The organism is Nostoc sp. 'Lobaria pulmonaria (5183) cyanobiont' (genome assembly GCF_002949795.1).
Classification (GTDB): domain Bacteria; phylum Cyanobacteriota; class Cyanobacteriia; order Cyanobacteriales; family Nostocaceae; genus Nostoc.
The window spans coordinates 4259045-4280568 of the sequence record NZ_CP026692.1 but is presented as its reverse complement, the minus strand read 5'-3'; the positions used below and the strand labels follow the sequence as shown (position 1 = coordinate 4280568).

General features: G+C 41.7%; 17 protein-coding genes and 1 pseudogene. 14 read left to right on the top strand and 4 right to left on the bottom strand.

Annotated features, from left to right (window positions below):
• Positions 1–303: 303 nt before the first annotated feature.
• From alaS to NLP_RS18790, 7 genes are all read left to right on the top strand, one after another.
• The gene (gene alaS / locus NLP_RS18820; protein WP_104907721.1) at positions 304–2946 is read left to right on the top strand and encodes an alanine--tRNA ligase; all 2643 of its coding nucleotides are present in this window, start codon (positions 304–306) and stop codon (positions 2944–2946) included.
• Between the two features lie 298 nt (positions 2947–3244).
• Positions 3245–4480 (top strand): tryptophan synthase subunit beta, encoded by a 1236-nt coding sequence (trpB, locus tag NLP_RS18815; protein WP_104907720.1) that lies wholly within the window; start codon positions 3245–3247, stop codon positions 4478–4480.
• Positions 4481–4511: 31 nt separating this feature from the next.
• A complete protein-coding gene (locus tag NLP_RS18810) occupies positions 4512–5669 on the top strand; it encodes a class I SAM-dependent methyltransferase (protein WP_234016980.1) in 1158 nt (385 codons plus the stop codon).
• 134 nt (positions 5670–5803) lie between these two features.
• Positions 5804–6091, top strand: a complete 288-nt coding sequence (locus NLP_RS18805; RefSeq protein WP_104907718.1) for a hypothetical protein — start codon at positions 5804–5806, stop codon at positions 6089–6091.
• A 429-nt stretch (positions 6092–6520) separates the two neighbouring features.
• A complete protein-coding gene (locus NLP_RS18800; RefSeq protein ID WP_104907717.1) occupies positions 6521–7051 on the top strand; it encodes a CAP domain-containing protein in 531 nt (176 codons plus the stop codon).
• A gap of 410 nt (positions 7052–7461) precedes the next feature.
• On the top strand, positions 7462–8010 hold the full coding sequence (locus NLP_RS18795; RefSeq protein WP_104907716.1) for a CAP domain-containing protein: 549 nt from the start codon (positions 7462–7464) through the stop codon (positions 8008–8010).
• An 89-nt stretch (positions 8011–8099) separates the two neighbouring features.
• A complete protein-coding gene (locus NLP_RS18790) occupies positions 8100–8729 on the top strand; it encodes a ribonuclease D (protein ID WP_104907715.1) in 630 nt (209 codons plus the stop codon).
• A gap of 603 nt (positions 8730–9332) precedes the next feature.
• On the opposite strand, the pseudogene NLP_RS18785 reads toward NLP_RS18790, so the two are convergent.
• Positions 9333–9779, bottom strand: a pseudogene (locus NLP_RS18785) (rhodanese-like domain-containing protein); the annotation flags it as partial.
• 1331 nt (positions 9780–11110) lie between these two features.
• Between NLP_RS18785 and NLP_RS18780 the strand changes: the two are divergent.
• Positions 11111–11830, top strand: a complete 720-nt coding sequence (locus tag NLP_RS18780; protein WP_104909930.1) for a response regulator transcription factor — start codon at positions 11111–11113, stop codon at positions 11828–11830.
• A gap of 112 nt (positions 11831–11942) precedes the next feature.
• Here the strand turns inward: NLP_RS18780 and pdxA are convergent, their stop codons facing one another.
• The gene (pdxA, locus tag NLP_RS18775) at positions 11943–13037 is read right to left on the bottom strand and encodes a 4-hydroxythreonine-4-phosphate dehydrogenase PdxA (protein WP_104907714.1); all 1095 of its coding nucleotides are present in this window, start codon (positions 13035–13037) and stop codon (positions 11943–11945) included.
• 206 nt (positions 13038–13243) lie between these two features.
• On the opposite strand from pdxA, the gene petM reads away from it, so the two are divergent.
• From petM to NLP_RS18745, 6 genes are all read left to right on the top strand, one after another.
• The gene (gene petM / locus NLP_RS18770; RefSeq protein WP_094344256.1) at positions 13244–13348 is read left to right on the top strand and encodes a cytochrome b6-f complex subunit PetM; all 105 of its coding nucleotides are present in this window, start codon (positions 13244–13246) and stop codon (positions 13346–13348) included.
• A 275-nt stretch (positions 13349–13623) separates the two neighbouring features.
• Positions 13624–14622 carry an SDR family oxidoreductase gene (locus NLP_RS18765; RefSeq protein ID WP_104907713.1) on the top strand — a complete coding sequence of 333 codons (999 nt, stop codon included), beginning with the start codon at positions 13624–13626 and terminating at the stop codon, positions 14620–14622.
• 130 nt (positions 14623–14752) lie between these two features.
• Positions 14753–15670 (top strand): NAD(+) kinase, encoded by a 918-nt coding sequence (locus NLP_RS18760; protein ID WP_104907712.1) that lies wholly within the window; start codon positions 14753–14755, stop codon positions 15668–15670.
• 317 nt (positions 15671–15987) lie between these two features.
• The gene (gene nblR / locus NLP_RS18755; protein WP_104907711.1) at positions 15988–16674 is read left to right on the top strand and encodes a response regulator transcription factor NblR; all 687 of its coding nucleotides are present in this window, start codon (positions 15988–15990) and stop codon (positions 16672–16674) included.
• Positions 16675–16827: 153 nt separating this feature from the next.
• Positions 16828–17334 (top strand): DUF192 domain-containing protein, encoded by a 507-nt coding sequence (locus tag NLP_RS18750; protein WP_104907710.1) that lies wholly within the window; start codon positions 16828–16830, stop codon positions 17332–17334.
• A gap of 510 nt (positions 17335–17844) precedes the next feature.
• A complete protein-coding gene (locus NLP_RS18745; RefSeq protein WP_104907709.1) occupies positions 17845–18072 on the top strand; it encodes a DUF2949 domain-containing protein in 228 nt (75 codons plus the stop codon).
• A 340-nt stretch (positions 18073–18412) separates the two neighbouring features.
• Here NLP_RS18745 and NLP_RS18740 read toward each other — a convergent pair whose 3' ends face one another.
• Positions 18413–19567 carry a pyridoxal-phosphate-dependent aminotransferase family protein gene (locus NLP_RS18740; protein WP_104907708.1) on the bottom strand — a complete coding sequence of 385 codons (1155 nt, stop codon included), beginning with the start codon at positions 19565–19567 and terminating at the stop codon, positions 18413–18415.
• A gap of 1566 nt (positions 19568–21133) precedes the next feature.
• The gene (locus NLP_RS18735) at positions 21134–21391 is read right to left on the bottom strand and encodes a DUF433 domain-containing protein (RefSeq protein ID WP_104907707.1); all 258 of its coding nucleotides are present in this window, start codon (positions 21389–21391) and stop codon (positions 21134–21136) included.
• Positions 21392–21524 lie beyond the last annotated feature (133 nt).

The following is a 21524-nucleotide window of genomic DNA, read 5'->3' as shown; positions in this document are numbered from 1 at the left end:
TTTAAAGTATTTCTTAATGATTAATTTTAAGCATCGAAATGCGATGTCTACGACGGTCACTGAGCTTTGTCGCTGGCGCAGCCTCTGGTAGAGAATTGCTGGCTACGCCTACACGCATCTTGCCAGAGTCGGATTATGTTGTAGAAGCGTCCTAATCAATGCATTTTGCTCACCTACTGGCAGAATTCGCTGGCAGTAATATAAAACAAAATGCAAGAATATATAAAGCTATTTATGAAAATACACCTATCTAGTGCCGCTACGCCCAAGTCGAAAATCTAAAGTCTAAAGTTAAAAACACCTATGTCTTCAAATCCCCAGTACCTAAGCGGTAACGAAATTCGCAACATATTCCTCGACTTCTTTGCTCAACGGGAACACCAAATTCTCCCAAGTGCCTCCCTCGTGCCAGAAGACCCAACCGTGCTGCTGACGATCGCGGGGATGCTACCATTTAAGCCAATATTCTTGGGGCAGCGCACACCAGAATTTAAGCGGGCTACGACTTCGCAAAAGTGTATCCGCACCAACGACATCGAAAATGTCGGACGCACCAAACGGCATCACACCTTTTTTGAGATGCTGGGCAATTTCAGCTTTGGTGATTATTTTAAAGAACAAGCGATCGCTTGGGGTTGGGAAATCTCCACACAAGTCTTTGGCTTTTCCCCTGAAAATCTCGTCGTTAGCGTTTTTGAAAACGATGATGAAGCTTTTGCAATTTGGCGCGATCAAATTGGTGTGCCGGTAGCGAGAATTAAGCGCTTGGGTGAAGACGATAACTTTTGGGTATCTGGCCCGACTGGCCCTTGTGGCCCTTGTTCCGAAATTTATTACGACTTCCACCCAGAACGCGGTGACGAAAATATAGATTTAGAAGACGATTCCCGGTTCATCGAGTTTTACAATCTCGTCTTCATGCAATATAACCGGGATGCTTCCGGGAATTTAACGCCACTGCAAAACAAGAACATCGACACCGGTATGGGTTTGGAGAGAATGGCGCAAATTCTCCAAAAAGTACCCAATAACTATGAAACTGACCTAATTTTCCCAATTATCCAAACAGCAGCGCAAATTGCTGGCATTGATTACCACAAAAGTGATGAAAAAACCAAAGTCTCTCTAAAAGTTATTGGCGATCACGTTCGTTCTGTTGTCCACATGATTGCTGATGAAATTCGTGCTTCCAACGTCGGACGCGGTTATGTGTTGCGGCGATTAATTCGGCGGGTGGTGCGTCATGGGCGATTAATTGGGATTTCTAGCGAATTTACTACCCAAGTTGCTGAAACTGCGATCGCTCTTTCCGAATCAGCTTACCCCAATGTGCGCCAACGGGAAGCAGCAATTAAAGCTGAGTTGCAACGGGAAGAATCCAATTTCCTCAGAACTCTGGATAGAGGCGAAAAACTCCTAGAAGAAATCATTCAAGAGGTGAAACAGCAAGGGAAAACTCAAATTAGTGGTGAAAGTGCATTTACCCTCTATGACACCTACGGATTTCCCCTGGAACTTACTCAAGAAGTTGCTGAGGAAAATAATCTGACAGTTGATGAAGCGGGATTCAATATCGAAATGCAAAAACAGGTGGAACGTGCTAAAGCAGCACATGAAACTATCGATTTAACTGTGCAAGGTTCCCTCGACAAATTAGCAGAACACATCCAAGTCACCGAATTTTTAGGCTATGCCCAATCGGCGGCGACGGCAAAAGTTGAAGCGATTTTGGTAGAAGGTGTTTCTCAAGAGGAAGCAGAAGTGGGGACACAGGTGCAAATTGTCCTTGACAAAACGCCATTTTATGGTGAATCTGGGGGGCAAATCGGCGATCGCGGTTATATCTCTGGTGATGGTATCGTTGTTCGGGTAGAAGACGTTAAAAAAGAATCTGATTTCTTTGTTCACTTCGGACGCATCGAACGCGGTACACTGCGCGTAGGCGATCAGATCACCGCCCAAATCGATCCGGCTTGTCGCCGTCGCGCCCAAGCTAACCATACCGCAACACACCTATTGCAAGCGGCATTGAGAAAAATTGTTGATGAGGGCATATCTCAAGCAGGTTCTCTGGTTTCCTTTGACAGGTTGCGCTTTGACTTCAACTGTCTTTGCGCGTTGACAGCAGAGGAAGTTCAACAAGTTGAGGAACAGGTGAACACTTGGATTGCTGAGGCTCATGCTGCCAAGGTGGAAGTATTACCTTTAGCAGAGGCGAAAGCTAGGGGTGCTGTTGCCATGTTCGGGGAAAAATACGGCGAGGAAGTGCGCGTGATTGACTTCCCCAGCGTATCAATGGAACTATGCGGTGGAACCCATGTCAGTAATACTGCTGAAATTGGCGTCTTCAAGATTATCTCGGAAGCTGGTGTGGCTTCTGGGGTGCGGCGGATTGAAGCTGTTTCGGGGCCGGCAATATTAGATTATCTCAATCTACGGGATAAAGTAGTTAAAGATTTGAGCGATCGCTTCAAAGTTAAACCCGAAGAATTACCAGACAGAATCACAAGTCTGCAAAGCGAACTGAGAAATAGCCAGAAGGAATTAGAAACCTTAAAGGTACAGCTAGCGATCGCTAAATCAGACAGCTTGCTACAAACAGCCCAAAGCGTAGGCGATCATAAAATTATTGTCGCCCAGTTAGAATATGTAGATCCAGAATCATTGAAAACCGCAGCCGAACGCTTGTTGCAAAAAATCGGTAACGGTGCAGTGGTGCTGGGTTCTGTTCCCGAAGAAGGAAAAGTTAGTATAGTTGCAGCTTTTAGTTCAGAAGTGAACAAAAAAGGTTTGCAAGCTGGTAAATTTGTGGGTGCGATCGCTAAAATTTGCGGCGGCGGCGGCGGTGGAAGACCGAACTTAGCCCAAGCTGGCGGACGCGATGCAACTAAATTACCAGATGCGTTGGGACAAGCGGAAAGTGAGTTAAAGTCCGCGTTGGGTTAACCAAACCGAAGGGGAACTCTTACAATAGGGGAAGAATTTTAGGCGTTGCATATTTACGGGATGATTTAGCACTTCCAAAATTCCCCCTGCCTCCCCTGCACCCAAGATGAAGTTAAAAGTCAAAAGTTAAAGGGCAAAAGAGACTGATGAAGTCTTAATTCTTTTCTTTTTACTTTTTACTTTTAGCTTTTGACTTACTACCCACTGCCACATTGCCCCTCTGCTTTCTCCCCATTCCCCAGATATGCTTCAGACTTTTCTATAATAATTAAGTGATTCCCGTCATCAAAAATAGCCTGTGACTACCACTCCCCTATCTCCAAGTTCAACTGCTCAGGTTCCAGATACGCTAGGCCGCTTCGGACGCTTTGGCGGTAAGTATGTACCTGAAACGCTCATGCCTGCCTTGGCTGAATTAGAAACAGCTTATCAGCAATACCGCAATGACTCTGGTTTTCAAGCAGAACTACAGCAGTTGTTACGAGACTATGTAGGACGTGCGACACCATTGTATTTTGCTGAACGCTTGACTGATCATTATGCCCAACCCGATCGCACCGGGCCACAAATTTACTTGAAACGTGAAGATTTAAATCATACTGGCGCTCACAAAATCAATAATGCCCTTGGTCAGGTATTATTGGCGAAACGCATGAGGAAGCAACGGATTATTGCCGAAACGGGTGCTGGACAACATGGAGTTGCTACAGCCACAGTTTGCGCTCGTTTTGGGCTGGAATGCGTAATTTACATGGGTGTTCAGGACATGGAACGCCAAGCTTTAAATGTTTTTAGAATGCGGCTGATGGGAGCAGAAGTGCGGCCGGTAGAGGCGGGAACCGGAACTTTGAAGGATGCTACTTCCGAAGCAATCCGAGATTGGGGGACAAATGTGGAAACTACTCCACTCATCCTTGGTTCGGTAGCAGGGCCCCATCCTTACCCAATGGTGGTACGTGATTTCCATGCAGGAATCGGCGAAGAAACCCGCGCCCAAGCAATGGAGAAGTGGGGTGGATTACCTGATATTCTCTTGGCTTGTGTAGGTGGTGGTTCCAATGCAATGGGACTATTCTATGAGTTTATGAATGAGCCTTCTATACGCTTCATTGGGATTGAGGCAGCCGGGGAAGGTGTCAATACCGAAAAACACGCAGCTACATTGACAAAAGGACGAATTGGTGTACTGCACGGAGCCATGAGCTATTTACTGCAAGATGAAGATGGGCAAATCATTGAGGCACACTCAATTAGTGCGGGGTTAGATTATCCAGGCGTGGGGCCAGAACATAGCTATTTAAAGGATACTGGTCGTGCTGAATACTATAGTGTGACAGATGCAGAGGCTTTGGCGGCATTTCAGCGATTATCGAAATTGGAGGGGATTATCCCGGCATTGGAAACAGCACATGCGATCGCTTATCTCGAAACTCTCTGTCCTCAACTAACTGGCAGTCCTCGGATTGTAATTAACTGCTCTGGACGTGGTGATAAAGATGTACAAACAGCAGCAAAATTATTATATCCAGCGTAAATCTACATAAAATATTTGGGAGAAAACAATAATGGATCAACAATTCCAACACGCAATGTTACCGCAACCCACTCACGACGAGTTGGCACGCCAAAGCTTTGTGCAAACTATGAAAATGCACATTTTCAAGAATATCCTTCCTGGTAATAAAGAAGTTTATGAAAAACTAGCCAAGCCGAAGTTTGAACAAGCACATCAGCGCCCTCCCCAGAATCGTTATGAAATTCGGGAAGTCATGCAGCACGAACCCTATTACCGCTGGACTAGTGCCCTGAAGCGTTATTACCAGGAAATGGTAAGGGATTCTGTAAAATGCCACGTTGACAAAAAACTGCCAGAGTTGATAGAGCGTGCCAAAGATAAGGGCGGTGAACTGGGTACTCTAACCCCTGATCCAAATTTTTCAAATACTAACTTTCAAAAGGCTGTAGACATTCACTGTATGCCCGGAGGATATCACAGTGAATTCACTGCTGATGATGTCGCAGCCGGTGCAACCTACGATCGCGGCGCTTACGTTTATGGACTCGGTTGGTTGGGGCCGCTCAACGATGATCTGGGGCTATCTATAGTCCAAAACTATCTTTTAGCAGAGTTTCCCAACTTTCGACCGAGAAAAATCCTCGATATGGGATGTTCTATTGGTAATAGCACATTACCTTATGTCGATGGTTTCTCAGATGCAGAAGTCCATGCCATAGATATAGGTGCATCTATACTGCGTTATGCTCATGCAAGAGCCGAAGGCTTGGGAAAACGGGTACACTTCTCTCAGCAAAATGCCGAACGCACTAACTTCCCCGATGAATCATTTGACTTAGTGGTTTCTCATATTTTGCTGCATGAAATTCCCCCGTCATCTGTGCGTAAAGTTATGCAAGAGTCTTATCGTCTACTGGCTCCCGGTGGCATGATGATTCATCTAGAAGCACCCCTGTATCATCACATGGATGTTTATAGACAGTTTATTTCTGATTGGGAAACTGTTAACAACAACGAACCCTTCTGGAGTGCTGTACGTGATTTAGATTTAGTGCCGCTAGTTACTGAGGCTGGTTTTGCAGCAGATAAGACATTCGAGAAATTTGTCCCGAATGGGGCATGGAAAGCAAAAGAAACTAATGGTATGTTTCAAAATCGGAACTCAGCCACCCAAGGCACTTGGTTTGTGGTTGCTGCAACTAAGTAAGCAGAGAAAGTTTCGTAATTCGTAATGGGCTATGGCCTGCTACGCTAACGTAATTCGTAATTGAGAAAGTCAGATTTTATCTGGCTTTCCTCGTTTTGTATGTCTAGTCTTATTTTTGGAGAATTGGTATTAGGATGACAAAAATAGCCAAGGGTAAACGACCTGTTTACTTAGAAAATCCGCAAACTGATAAATTGTTAGCGATCGTTATGGCTTTGACTGGTGAGGTGTCCGTGCTACATGAGCGGCTAGACACCATTGAACGGTTGCTAGAGGTGAAAGGTATTTTATCAGCTAGTGAGATTGAAGCTTACGAGCCGGATGCCAAAGTAACTAAAGAACGGGAACAGTGGCGTGCAGAATATATTGCACGGGTGCTGCGCGTGGTACAGGAAGAGTTAGAAACTCTCAACCAAAGCTAGTTTAAATCACGCAGATATTTTGCTAAATAATTCTAGCCTATTTATATTCTACATTCCGTATATTCAACTGTCACAATCGGTTTTTACTGCTTTTTGTACGTGGAAAAAGCTATTAAATATACTTAAAAACAGTAAAATAGCTGAATTTTGAAGGTAGATAAGCATAATTTAAAACTAAAAAATTCAAAAAAATCTAGTAATTACACTACTATATGACAGCTAAATGCGGAATGTGGATACAAAAAATAATACTAATGGTAGAAAACGATTATTGATTAAATAGTACGATATATCCGTAAAATTGTGCATTTAAACGTTTGCTGGTAGTTTTGGAACAAAAAAGCCCACAAATAAAGCTATATAGACCTATAAGCAATTTGTCACATTGATATTAGTTAGTTACATTGTCTAAAACTTTACTTCCAGCAAATGATTAAACCAATAATTTACAGCGTTGCTTTAGGCACTATTATTCTCAGTAGTGGAGCGATCGCTACTCCTGTAACAAATCCAGCTTTCACGCCAATGGTTTCAAATGTATCAAATAGTACTGTAAAAATTGCAGCATCTAGCATCGACACTGCTGCTCTAGAACAGTCGATTTTTAACCAAATTAATAACTACAGAATTTCCCAAGGGCTATCAGCACTGACTCGTAATGCTGCCATCGATAATCAAGTTAGGATTCACAGTCAGAACATGGCTAATGGTACAGTTCCCTTTGGACATACTGGATTTTCAGAACGTGTTAAAGCAACCCGTATTTCTTACAGAGCAGCTGGTGAAAATGTCGCTTACAACCAGGGATATAGCGATCCTGCCACAATAGCTGTTCAAGGCTGGCTTAAAAGTCCAGGGCATCTTGCTAATATCAGAGGTAATTATAATCTGACGGGGATTGGTGTCGCCAAAAACAGTCAAGGCGCAATCTACTTCACACAAATGTTCATTCGCTCATAAGTTTGACGCAATGTGCAACTTAATATGCTGACCTCACTTCCATTCTTTTCTCCGGTAAAGAGAAAGGCTTTGAAAGCAAGGACTGAGAAATGAAGTTTGAGTAAAGATTGCATGCAGCGTTAAATTTGAGAAAATTTAGGTTTTTTCTCAAATTTCCCAGACTTCAACCTGTCAGCAAAGCTTTTGCGAGATATTTCATGAAAATCTGAAATTATTAGCAAAATTAACCGTGATTTTCATGAAGCTGACCTATTGAAATACAGACAATTGCAAATGATTGTTTGTGTTACTTGTAAAGGATGCAGCCAAATTGCCGAAATTCATCATTACTTAATAGTATTGTGGTATGTATTCTCGGAACAATAGGGTAGAGTAGAAGTCTTATATCTCTACACATTACGCAATTCTCCATGTTCCGACAAACTGCTTTTGGCATCGCTTTAAGTGCGCTTGTCCTTGCTAGTGGATTAACGACTGCTCCGATACCAAATCATATTTCTACGAATACATCCACCCGTAATAAGCTGTTGTCGCTTTTTTCTAGTCAGGTTGCAATATCGACTCCTACTTTTAAAACTACTGAGCTAGAAAAATCAGTATTTGACCAAATTAATCGATATCGGGCTTCTAAAGGGCTGCCAAAGTTGACCTTAAATCCAAATTTAACTCGACAGGCAAGAATTCATAGTCAAAATATGGCTAAAGGTAAAACCCCATTTAGCCATCAGGGATTTGAAGGGCGAGTCAAAGCTATCCCGATTCGCTACAACAGTGCAGCAGAAAATGTTGCTTTTAACCGGGGATATAGCAACCCCGTAGAGGAAGCTGTTACTGGTTGGATCAAAAGTCCCGGACACCTAAAGAATCTTAAAGGAAATTATAACCTGACTGGAATTGGTGTTGCTACTAATAACCAAGGCGAAGTCTACCTGACACAGATGTTTTTTCGCACTAGATAGATATAATTTATGATTTTTTTGCACAATAATAATGTAGTGTCTGACAAGACTTTTTTCTGCTGGACACTGCTATTATTTTTGAACAATTGATGACATTACCAGATTTTCAGGTGAGCGATCGCGACCTCAGTGACGCAGCCCTTAGCCAGTATTTAGAATCTACAGCGATCGCAGTTGATACAGAAACGATGGGATTGCTACCGTTGCGCGATCGCTTATGTCTCGTCCAGTTGTGCAATCTTGAAGGGAAAGTCACTGCAATCCGCATAGCCAAAGGACAAATTGACGCCCCCAACTTAAAAAAACTCTTGGAAGCAGTCAATGTTGTGAAAGTGTTTCACTTTGCTAGATTTGACTTGGCCACTTTGCGAGCCAATTTGAAGATTCAGGTAGGGCCGATTTTTTGCACCAAAATTGCCAGTAAATTAGCCCGTACTTACACAAATCGCCACGGACTCAAAGATGTGGTACAAGAGTTAGAACAAGTGGAACTAGATAAAAGCTCTCAAAGTTCCGATTGGGGTAACGCCGTGAGCCTATCTGAAACTCAACTAAGTTATGCTGCCAATGATGTGCGCTACTTACTTAGTGTGCAGCAGAAGCTAATACAAATGCTTAAACGAGAAGAACGCTGGCAAATTGCTCAAGAATGTTTTGAATTTCTACCAACGATAGTTTCTTTAGATTTATTGCAATTTAAGGATTTGTTTGAACACTGATCAAACCGTAAACCTATTGCAAAAGTTATTGATCTAGAGGACAAATATCACTATACAGAATATTCTGTCTTCTGATCGGAGCTTCGGAGTCTCTGGCTCCATTTGTGAATTGTGACTTTTCTGCTCATGAAAAATTGAGATTAGACCTCTTGGAAAATTTTCTAACACCCCACCCCTAACCTCTCTTCGCTATCAAAGAGGAGAAACTTTGACGTTAGTCAAAGGCAGAGTGGGGTTCTTATGCTTGATTTATACAAGAGGTCTATTCGCTAACTTTCTAAGTTATTTTTTGCCTAAGATCCAATCTTGGAATTATTCAGTGTCTCTAGGAGTTTTAGATTCACTAATGCCTTCTTTGAGGTTACTAGCTCCCTCTTGAACATTTTCTTTAAGGTTACTAGCTCCCTCTTGAACATTTTCTTTGAGATTACTGGCTCCCTCTTGAACATTTTCTTTGAGGTTACTAGATCCTTCTTGAACGTTTTCTTTGAGATTACTGGCTCCCTCTTTAATGTTTTCTTTAAGGTTACTGGCTCCCTCTTTAATGCCTTCCTTGAGGTTACTAACTCCCTGTTTAACGGCTTCGGTCGCGCTAATACCACCCTTTTGCTGAAGCTCTTGGTGAGTTTTTAGCCGATCTACGACATTATAGTCATCTGCACCTGGGGGAGTTGTTGATTCAACAATGCCTTCTGTTGGGCCACCGATCGCCTTCCATGCTGCAAGACCACCTTTAAGTTGGGAGACATGCTCAAATCCATTAGAACGCAGTTGTTGTGCGGCTTGGGCACTTTCTTCTTCGTTGGCACCGTAAACGTAAATATCACGGCTCTTATCCAAAGAGGGTACTGCGCGCTCTACCAATTCATCTGCTGGCATTGGCATTGCCCCCATAATGTGACCTTGATTATAGGTCGGGCGATCGCGTACATCTAGGATTGTAAAAGCTGGTTCGCCCCATTCCAAACGAGTCTTTAGGACATGAGCATCAGTTTGTGCTTCTATTGGTGGCTGTGGGGGAATGACGCCACCTGCTAAATTATTAACCATAATTTTTCCTTACTGACGATATTAATAGTAATTTAGCGAACTGAAGATATTTAATTGATCTTTCTTTGGTATGAATATCCTCAAACTCTCTCCTCAGATAGACTAAGTACTTTCCAGAAATTCTACCAATTAATCAATTGTAAATAATGCCATTTGAGAGTATAGGTAGACCAGATTTACTATAAATATAATTGAATATATTTATAGTTTATGTTTTTGACATTTTAGTCATTTAGATATTTTTAATTTTACTAAATTTCTCATTAATAGAGAAAAATATTAGTTTAAAATGAGGAATATTTAGCGATGAATACAGTCCTTTTTAATATGAGCGATCGCTAATAATAATGTCTCCTCAATCTCCTGCCACGCTTGTAGAGTTATGTACAGCAGATTAGAAGTTTATGAGGTACACAAGCTAAATCTGTTAACCAGATATAAAGGGTGTTTTACTTCTGTTAGCGCAGCGGGGCGTAGCCCATTCTGAATTCTGCTGTCAGCAGCACTATTGAGGCAAGCTACCAGCAATTTATTGACATCATAATATTGCTAGAGCAGTCCTAAATCATTTGTGAAATATTTTTGGAGTTGGCTGTCATTAGTCATTTGTCCTTTGTAATCACAAATGACTCTTGACAAATGACCAAGGACGACCACAACAAAAATTTTCATAATCTCATTTAGGATTGCTATAGAGCAATTCTTTTTGCTGTTGCTTTTGTCTGTTAAAGCTGGTTTTACTGCCCTATATACCTTCTGGGGATGCTTTCAGTCCTTGGCTTGTCATAGTCTCTAGGCTGAAACTTGTAGTATAGTATATGCTTAAGAGGACAGCTACATGTAAATGCACCAGGGTAGATTTTCGTAGACCTTCTTCAAGAGAACATACCTATTGGTTATAGTACAGTCGAGTAAGTAGGAGTTAAGAATCTAGATTGGCTGATAAGTTAGTTTGTGAGCCTTTGTAGAGACCTAATTAATCAGGGAGTGCGTTACTCTTTTAAAGTTGTAGCAATTGCCGTCGCTTTTGGATGTGTCTTTTGACTATTTGCGGTTACGGAGATGGGTTTTAATTACACTTATCCAAAATGCAAAAACATTTAATATTATACAATGCAAATTTAAAATTATGCAAGAATCATGCAATAATTATAAATTTTATCGGCATGACAATGGCTGAGGTTGTCATAAGCTTCATGGAAATTAAATGTACACAAGTACTACAGTAGCGATGGTACTCAGTAGAGAAGCGCGTGAATACACTCTCAACAGAAACACGTAAAGTAAAACTGGCGCAACAGCGAATCGCCCAATCTACAATAGACAGCATTATGGTTATGGTTACTGCTACTACTCCCAAAATTCTGATCGTTGATGACGACTTCGGCGTCCGAAATCTTGTATATCGTTTTTTAAGCCGAAAATATCAAATAGAGTCAGCAGCAGATGGTAGGACTGCCTTATCGTTGTTTGAGCAATTCAACCCAGCTCTAGTAATTCTGGATTGGAATTTGCCGGATGTTACTGGTTATAACCTTTGCCAAGAAATGCAGAGTCGTACTAATGTCTTAGTGCTGATACTGACTAGTAGGACTGACGAGGCTGATAAAATTAAAATCTTAAGCGCAGGTGCTGATGATTTCATGACTAAACCTTTTAGTCTTGCAGAAGTTGAAGTTAGAGTAGAAGCTCTTTTGAGGCGGATACGCTACATCAATCCCTCCCCAACACAACGTATCGTTTTCAAGCAACTAGTAATTAATCCAGAGGGCCGGGAAGTAACACTTAATGATAAAATGCTTGCCTTAACAGCGTTGGAATTTAATATCTTACATTTTTTGGCAAGTCATCCTAATCAGGCTTGGAGTCGTCCACAACTAATCCAACAAATCTGGGGTTGCGACTACGTAGGAGATGGCCGGGTGGTTGACGTGCATATTGGTCAGCTTCGCAAAAAGATGGAAGTCGATCCTAGCATCCCGGAGTTTATTAAAACTGTGCGAGGCTACGGTTACAAGTTTGAAGCGCCCGATGAGAATACTAGTTTTTAAGGCAACCACAGAGTTACAAACAACACTGAAATAAGAAAGAAATGCTTTGAACCATATTGGGAACTGATTTGGTCGTGTCTTGACTATTTTCAGCAAAGCTGTACTTTAAAGACTATTCATTATTTTTCTTAGCCAATCTTTGACTAACCAACTCAGCTGCTAAATGTATCGCTGCTTTCATACTCGTAGCATCAGCAATTCCTTTACCCGCAATATCAAACGCTGTTCCGTGATCGGGTGAAGTCCGAACGAAAGGAAGACCAATAGAAGTATTAACTGCCCGATCAAACGCCATCAGCTTCACTGGAATTAAGCCTTGGTCGTGGTAAAGTGCCAAGTAGGCATCAGCGGGATTTTGTACTAAAGAATTTCCATACCAAGCTTGACCAGGTTTAACCCACATTGTATCTGGCGGTATTGGCCCATCTAGTTGCAATTGTGGTCGCTTTTGTCGCTCTTGCTCTAACCAGGGAATTAACCAATCTTGTTCTTCATGTCCAAGTTGTCCCTGTTCCCCACTGTGGGGATTTAACCCGGCGATCGCAATTCTCCCTCTATATATACCAAAATCTTTCTCCAAGCACTCCACCAGCAAATCCAGTTTTTGTGTCAACAACTGCGGTGTCAACACATCAGCTACTTGACGTAGGGGAATATGTGTGGTTGCAAGTAAAGCGCGGAGTGTCCAACCAGTATGGGGCGATCGCGCTACGAATAACATCCCAAAACGGTCAACACCTGATTTTTGTCCTAAAAGTTCCGTTTGCCCTGGATAATTGTACCCTGCGGCTTTCCAAGCAGATTTAGCGATCGGCCCTGTGACAATACCATCAAATTCACCAGCCAGTGTTTGAGCGATCGCATATTCCATATATGCAAAACTAGCCGCACCACTGGCTGCATTACCTATTCCTGAAATAATTCGATCTTTAATTTTTTCATCCAACTGTACATCGCTGACTGACAAATCATCTGGATTTGCTAAAGCTACTAAATTCTCAGTTAAATTCAGTTTGTGATACATCTGTGCGAGCAAATCCTCGTTACCCACTACTGTCACGTCATATTTTTTACGAATTTCTGTATCAGCTAAAGCTTTCAAAATCACCTCCGGCCCAATCCCCGCCGGATCTCCCAGCGTCAGCGCTAAACGCGGACGATTTTCTTTCAGAAAATTTCTTAAACTACCTTGATTATTTGGATACATAAAATCTCTTCATAATTATTATCATTAAAGTTTCCCAATTTACCGATCTCCCTTCTGATGACAGTAGGGATTGCCCCCCGAACCAGTAGGGATTACCTGCTAAACTAGTTTAAAATTATTTACACAGGTCTAATCCTACAGCAACTATTGAAAAGCTTCTGGTAGACCTAGTTTACACACCACTTTGCATAAGGAGAATCACACCAATGGGCGGCGAAATTTTGAATGCAGCTCTATTATCTTTCGGTTTAATCTTCGTGGGCTGGGGCTTAGGCGCGTTGTTACTGAAAATTCAGGGCACAGAAGAATAATTAGTGCTGAATGCTGAGTTAGGAGTTAAGAGTTAAGAGTTATTATTCTCCCTACTCCCCATTACCCCTTATCCCCAGAGGGGGCCCCACCTTCCCCATTCCCTACTAACTTTTTCATCGAAATGAGAAAAAAGCCTGTCCGTTAACCGGACAGCTATTTTCCCATAGCCCTATCCAAATAAATTGATTTTCTGAGAAAAGATGTAAACTTTTGTTTGCATAGGTTATTCTGATAACATTCTTTTCATAAAACATTAAAATTTATTACAACCCTCATGACATTATTAATCGTCGGTGCCACTGGCACCTTAGGAAGACAAGTGGCTCGTCGTGCTATCGATGAGGGATATAAAGTACGTTGTCTTGTCCGCAGCAGTAAAAAAGCAGCTTTTCTTAAAGAATGGGGTGCAGAACTCGTACCCGGAAATTTGCGTTACCCCGACACCCTAGCGGAAGCATTGGAAGGCGTAACCCAAGTTATTGATGCATCAACATCTCGCCCTACAGATTCACTGAGTATCAAACAAGTAGACTGGGAAGGCAAAGTAGCATTGATTCAAGCAGCAATTGCAGCGGGTATCGAGCGCTTTATCTTCTTTTCAATTTTAGATGCTGATAAATACCCAGAAGTGCCGCTAATGGAAATTAAGCGGTGTACAGAACTATTCTTGGCTGAGTCAGGCTTGAATTATACCATCTTGCGACTAGCTGGGTTTATGCAAGGTTTAATCGGTCAGTATGGGATTCCCATTTTGGAAGGACAGCCAGTTTGGGTAACAGGTAATTCTTCTCCCATCGCCTATATGGACACTCAGGACATTGCTAAGTTTGCAATCCGAGCATTGAGTGTACCAGAAACGCGAAACCAAGCTTTTCCTGTAGTCGGTACTCGTGCATGGAGTGCAGAAGAAATTATCAACCTGTGCGAACGCTTATCTGGAAAAGATGCCAGAGTAACGCGGATGCCAATAACTTTGCTGCGTGCTGTGCGGGGCATAATGCGTTTCTTTCAGTGGGGATGGAACGTAGCAGACAGGCTAGCGTTTACAGAAGTATTAGCTAGTGGAAAACAGTTAAACGCTTCAATGGATGAAGTATATACAGTTTTTGGTTTAGATCCGCAACAAACCACAACCCTAGAAAGTTATCTCCAAGAGTACTTCAGCCGAATAATGAAGAAACTCAAAGAAGTAGACTACCAGAAAAATAAAAATAAAAAACAGAAACCTAAAAAAACTCCTTTTAAGCAATCTTCAAAAGCCAACAGTCAATAGTCATCACAAAACAGACATTAGTCGTTAAACTCTAAACTCTAGATATTTAACTCTAGATTAATGACTACATGACCAAAAATGTGTAACGATTACATAATACAGAGCATCGCCTAAACTTGGATATTTGAGTGTGCCGAAAGCAGGCATTATCTACAATGACGTTAAACCGATAGCGGGTCGTGTCGCTATCGAGTTAAAAGACAAGCTAACCGCAGCCGGTTGGAATGTATGTATCACATCGAGTATTGGTGGGATACTGGGCTACCCTAACCCGGAGAGTCCTGTGTGCCACACCCCCATTGACGGTCTGACACCCCCTGGTTTTGACTCAGATATGGAGTTTGCAGTGGTATTAGGGGGAGACGGCACTGTTCTAGCAGCGTCTCGTCAAGTAGCCCCTTGTGGTATTCCACTACTAACAGTAAATACCGGACACATGGGATTTTTGACAGAAACTTTCCTGAATCAATTGCCCCAAGCGCTAGAACAGGCGATGGCAGGTGAGTATGAAATTGAAGAACGAGCTATGCTCACTGTCAAAGTATTTCGGGATGATTCAGTGCTATGGGAAGCCCTATGCTTGAATGAAATGGTGCTACACCGGGAACCTTTGACCTCTATGTGCCATTTTGAAATTGCCATAGGGCGTCATGCACCAGTAGATATTGCCGCAGATGGTGTGATTGTTTCTACACCTACTGGTTCTACAGCTTACTCATTGAGTGCTGGTGGCCCAGTGGTGACTCCTGGTGTACCTGTTTTACAGCTAGTACCAATTTGTCCCCATTCCCTAGCTTCTAGAGCATTGGTATTTCCAGATACTGAATCGGTCAATATCTACCCAGTCAATATCCCTCGGCTGGTAATGGTAGTAGATGGGAATGGAGGGTGCTATATATTACCAGAAGATCGAGTATATATGGAGCGATCGCAATATAGTGCCCGATTTCTTCGGCTGCAACCGCCTGAGTTTTTCCGAATTTTACGAGAAAAATTAGGTTGGGGTTTGCCACATATCGCTAAACCAACTTCGGTAGAATTGCCGTAAGGATTGGGGATTGGGGATTGGTTATTAATTCTTTTCCCTTATCGCCCTCATCAACCTATTCCCTATGCCCCATACCCCATGCCCCCATTTGCTGATTTCCTTGCAGAATTACTGGTATGGAGATGAAATTTGGAGTTAGTTATTAAGATTGCATCGGAGAATTCGATAGCTGACACCTGAACGTGCTAAAACATCGCTAGCAGCGCGTCAAATCAGGATTGCTACATCATTAAAAGCTCGTAATTGCACTTTATAACTGATGTAAAGATTTTCTCTGGAATATCTTTACAATCCCAAATCCAATATCCCAAATTGTTATGACAGCTGCTCAAAGTCCCTGTGTTTTAGTGATTGAAACCGATGAGAGCCTAGCAAATCAGCTTTCTTGCGATTTGCAAGAAGCCGGTTATGAATCAATTTTGGCTCATGATACGACGAGTGGTTTACAACACTGTCGCGATCGCCAGCCTGCTTTAATTGTTTTAGACCGGATGTTGGCAGGAGAATCAGGACTCTCATTGTGCAAAAATATGAGAAGCACTGGTATGCGATCGCCTGTATTGATTTTAATGGCAAGGGATACAGTTGACGATCGTGTAGCTTGTCTAGAAGCTGGAGCGGATGATTACATCCTCAAACCTTACCGCTCAGAAGACTTTTTGAAGTTGATTCGCCTCTACTTAAAACCCGATGTGGATACCACGGAGCAATTACGCTTTGGGGATTTAATTTTAGACATAGCAACTCGCCGTGCTATACACAACGGGCGACCAATTGACTTGACAATGAAGGAATTTGAATTATTAAAATTCTTAATGGAACATCCCCGTGAGGTGTTAACCCGCGAACAAATTCTAGAAAATGTTTGGGGTTATGACTTTCTGGGTGAGTCGAATGTAATTGAAGTGTATATCCGTTACTTGCGGTTAAAAATCGAAGATGAAGGTCAAAAGCGCCTCATTCAAACAGTGCGAGGTGTAGGGTACGTTTTAAGAGAATCCTAGTATACTGTAGCGGGAGTTTGCCTATCTCCTTGCTTTGTTCCCAGTTTCAGATTGGGAATGCTTTCTTTGGGTGCTGTTGTCTCCCACCCAAAGTGTTTTTTTTGCCTACAACACTGTAAAATTGATGTCTAAATTACAAAATCGAAAAGCTATATGACTCGTCGGCTAAGTTTGCTCTCGATAGTGCTGAGTATTTTTCTGATGGGTTGTTCTGTGCCAACAACAGCTAAATCTCCTAGCCTCACTTCTGATTCTAAAACTCCAGCACCAGAGAGTTTAGGTCAAAAACTACCAATTTCTGCTAAAGCCATTGTGCCTAATGGTACAACGATTCAATTGGAGGTAGCGCAGACGCCACAACAGCAAGCGATGGGGTTGATGTATCGGTCAGCTTTGCCAGATGACCGAGGAATGCTGTTTGGGTTCCCTTCAGCACAACCAGTCAGTTTTTGGATGAAGAATGTACCTGTACCCTTGGACATGGTATTTCTACATAAAGGTGTAGTTAAATATATTCAGGTTGCTGCACCTCCTTGTGCAAGTGAGCCTTGTCCTACCTATGGCTCCAATACACCAATTGATAAGGTGATTGAACTTCGCTCTGGAAGAGCTACCGAATTGAAGTTGAAAGTGGGCGATACAATCAAAATTGAGCTTTGAAACTCCGGTGCTTTGCACGGATAAAAACTTAAGTAATTACTCGGTTAAGAGCCTATACGGTCGAAATATATGTTTTTTCTGTAAAAAATGTCACTTTCTGTGGTCAAATAGCACTTGTAACGCTACTATTTAAAAACTGTAGTAATAATGTAAAATTCTACTGTCTCAACCCTGAAATCGCTGTCTTCAGGTTTGGTCTCAAAAATATTCCCTTGGGCGCAAGTGTAAATAGTCGCCAATAAGAGAGTATAGGCTATGGAATCTTTATTACTACCTGTGTAATTAAATAAAATACAAAGGTAAATAAAATGAAGCCAATTTAATTAGGTAAAAATACTGTTTAATAAGCTTGCAGATGATTTGTGTGAGAATTTTTATTTCTCAGACCTTTTATGGGAAGCCTTTGTTGAAGGCAGATTAACAAAAACAGTGCTGGGGTGTATGGCCGAGAACAGCACAGTGACAAATGAAATACTGGCTACTGTCTACCGAGTTATGGTGAACTGATATATGACAATACATTCTGTACAAGGAGGTGAGATCCAAATGTCACCATCAAAATATTCTCGACTGATTCATTTTTTGCAAGAAGATTTAGCAATTTCCACAGCATCACTAGCGGTGGCGCTTCGGCATCGGGAGCAAGACCCAGGCCCTTTGGCAATGATTCTTTGGCAATATGGGTTAGTTACTCTAGAGCAATTAGAACAAATTTATGATTGGCTGGAGACGGCGTAGGTTATAGCAATTTTGGGTTGTAGATTTTAGACTTTGGCTTAAAAGTTTCTACCAAATGCATATTAGCAGAATCTCAAACAATACTATTGATGCCAATTTGGGATGATACTAAGTTGCCAAAGTTAGTCTTGTTTGGTGTTAAAGATACAGTACGACTTTCTTCAAAGCAAATAATACTATCTAGGGCAACTTGGTGTCATTTAGGAGGATTGAGGTATGTCACATCAACTCTATCTGATGCAAAGGTTGATATATAGCTCTCTTGACTCTGACGGTTTCTACTCTATATATAAGTTAAAAGAGCGAGTTAAATTATCAACTCGCTCTTTTGATTTAGTACTTAGGACTGACTAAACACTTTAACTGCTGCTGCTATACCAGAACCAGGGGTGAAGTCTTCGTAGCCAAGTTCTGTTAGGGTAACTTCTAAGGATGCTATACAGCTAAGGATATCGCGATCGCTCACAAAACCCAAATGACCAATACGGAAAATTTTATTGCTCAAATGATCTTGACCACCGGCTAAAGCAATATCAAAGCGTTTTTTCATCAATGACCGAATCTTATCCGGTTCAATTCCCTGTGGTGCTACAGCCGTAATCGCCGGACTAGCGGAATTATCTGCTGCAAGCAAGGGTAAATTTAATCCTTTAATGGCGGTGCGAGTAGCATTTTTGAGCCGTTCATGTCGAGCAAATATTGATTCCAAGCCTTCCTCTTTCATGATTCGCAACGTGGTGTGTAACGCTATGATCAAGTTCACAGGCGGAGTAAATGGAGTTGTATTTTTGGCTGTGGCTTTGCGATATTTGCCTAAATCCAAATAATATTTCGGTAGCTTCGCAGTTTTGTAGGCTTCCCAAGCTTTGGGACTGACAGAGACAAAACCCAATCCTGGCGGAATCATATAACCTTTTTGGGAACCAGAGGCGACTATATCCAAACCCCAAGCATCCACGGGTAGATTGAATGCACCCAAGCTCGTGACGGCATCAACGATAATTAAAGCTTCACCGTGTTCTTTAACGTGGCGGTTAATGCTTTCTAGGTTATTCAACACACCCGTAGAGGTTTCGCTGTGGGTAATGATTACAGCTTTGATTTGCTTTTGGGTATCTGCTTGGAGTTTTTCGGCAAATACTGCGGGGTCTAGGGGTTTTCCCCATTCCACCTTAACTTCTTCTACATTCAAACCGTAGGCTTGACCAACTTCTACCCAGCGTTCGCCAAATTTACCATTAGAACCAACTAAAATGCGATCGCCTGGAGAGAGAAAATTAATTATTCCCGCTTCTACAGCACCCGTACCACTGACATTCAGCATCAGCACATCACTTTGAGTTTGGTGCAGCCACTTGAGGTTTTCTGTCACCTCTGCCAAGATGTTGCTAAATTCATTAGTACGGTGCCCAATCGGATGCTTGGCTAATGCCAGTAAGGCAGCTTCTGGCACCGGTGTAGGGCCTGGAATCATCAGCATCAGCTTATCGTTCATGTGTCTATCCTAAAAGTCAAATATAAAGTCAAAATTGTGGGAAGTTGGTTAAGTCTGATCGCAAATTCTAGATGTTCATCTACAAATTCCACTCAGATTGTCACCAGTATTGTTGTATATTTTCCAAATTCATAGGAAAAGTATCGTGGGAGTTAATGATCGGTCAGCTTGACCTTTGCAATTTATACCAGACTCCAATTCAGATAAAACCTTTGTTCCAGGCAATCTTACCATACACCTAGACGCCAGGTTAAGGTGTCTGCTCGTAGGCGAACGGCTATTATAGCCAAAGATGAAACATCTATCTAAATGAGGCATAGGTACAATAAATTCTTAAAATCTACCCATAATCCACCTCAGTTGTTTTTAGATAAAACTTACGCAATAACTATCTGAAAGCTTATTCCTTCGTGTCCTTTGCGTCCTTTGCGGTTCGTTTTTTCATAATTTTGCGTAATGTCCTGTTATAAAAAACGCTAAATCGTTTTGAACATCGCGGTAATTGTCGATGAAAAAGTTGTGTTTTGCTTCCACGAAAGAAGTAACCCCCTACACTATACAGAAGACTTGGATGTTACCGTTTGCTAAGAGATAGAACATACCCAACCCAAACTTTTCAATCTATTTGAATCAAAGATTTGTTGTTGGGTTGCCATTTTCTAAAAAATACCTTCATCTATAATTTATTTGAGTCAAAACCGCTTCGATGGCAGTATCCAAGACTTTTCTGGCTTATTTGATAGTGACTAATTTGACGCAGAAGTTGAGATATCTATGCTACTAATTGCTGCACTTTTCGATACTGCACTTAGTAATAAGCGATGCCGGCGGCGGGCAATATAAACTATAAGTTTTTATACTATACTTACAAAATTGCTACAATCGTGTTTAGTCTCCTTAGTTACTATTCATGGTGAGTCGTTTTTAACTAGTGTTCAGTTTATAAACTGTCACTCACTAGATCCCCGGTATTATTGCAAAAGAGATATTCTTAGTTAGTGCAAGGAGTGATACCATTTCACCACATGTTTGTCACAAGTTATCCGCGTAATACTCCCTCCTCAGGGAGTGTTGCAGATTTCAAATGTTGCATCAAACCAGTGAGTTGGTATAAGCTTTTACAGAAAAGCGCTTGAGTGAGCAAAACTCTCAAGCGCTTTTTTGTGTATAAATAAAACAATCCAACTTTCTGGACGATCGGATAGATGTTTTTAAAGACACATACACCAGAGAAGTCAACTACTGGTAAAAGAGTTCTTGCAAAATATACTTGACGGCTTTAGCATTTGGCGTTCCATCAAAACCTTTTTAAGTATACTGGACATACCACACGAATTAGTTTTCCTTGCAACGATTCTTCTGCTGGCACAGCCTCATCTATCCGTGCTGTAAATTGTTATCAATTACGATTAGTTCGTGCAAACAATACAGCACTTCCTGCTGTTATAAGGTACAGTTAGTAAGAATAAAAATATTATCTTTTCATGAAAGCATATTCAATCGATCTCTGAGAAAAAATAGTTGCGGCACATATTAACGAAAAAATATTAATTCGGAAAGGTTTTATTAGGTCTGGCAAGAACTCATGCGCGTTCGCAACAAGGAACAAAACTCAGCATCACTATATCTAAGATGGCGAGCTTCCATAAATACCCAAACGGGAATACGAGTTTTAGCGATGCGAGCCTCTCCACCACAGACTCTAGGAGTTTTTTTAACTCCTTGCCAATTGTTACCAAGACTTTGAGCAAGTAAATGTATAGCCTGCAATTTTTCATCAGGACTGAGGGCAACAAGTTGTTGTTCTAACTCTTTGAGTGTCACAGATGTAAAGCCTCTGATGTTTTGTCAGGCTACATTTACAATTTTATCGATTCTAAGTACAACATTTCATTAATTCGTAGCGAATTATCTGCGCCCCTACCCTGCAAAAAGACGAAGCGCATCTGCGTTTAAA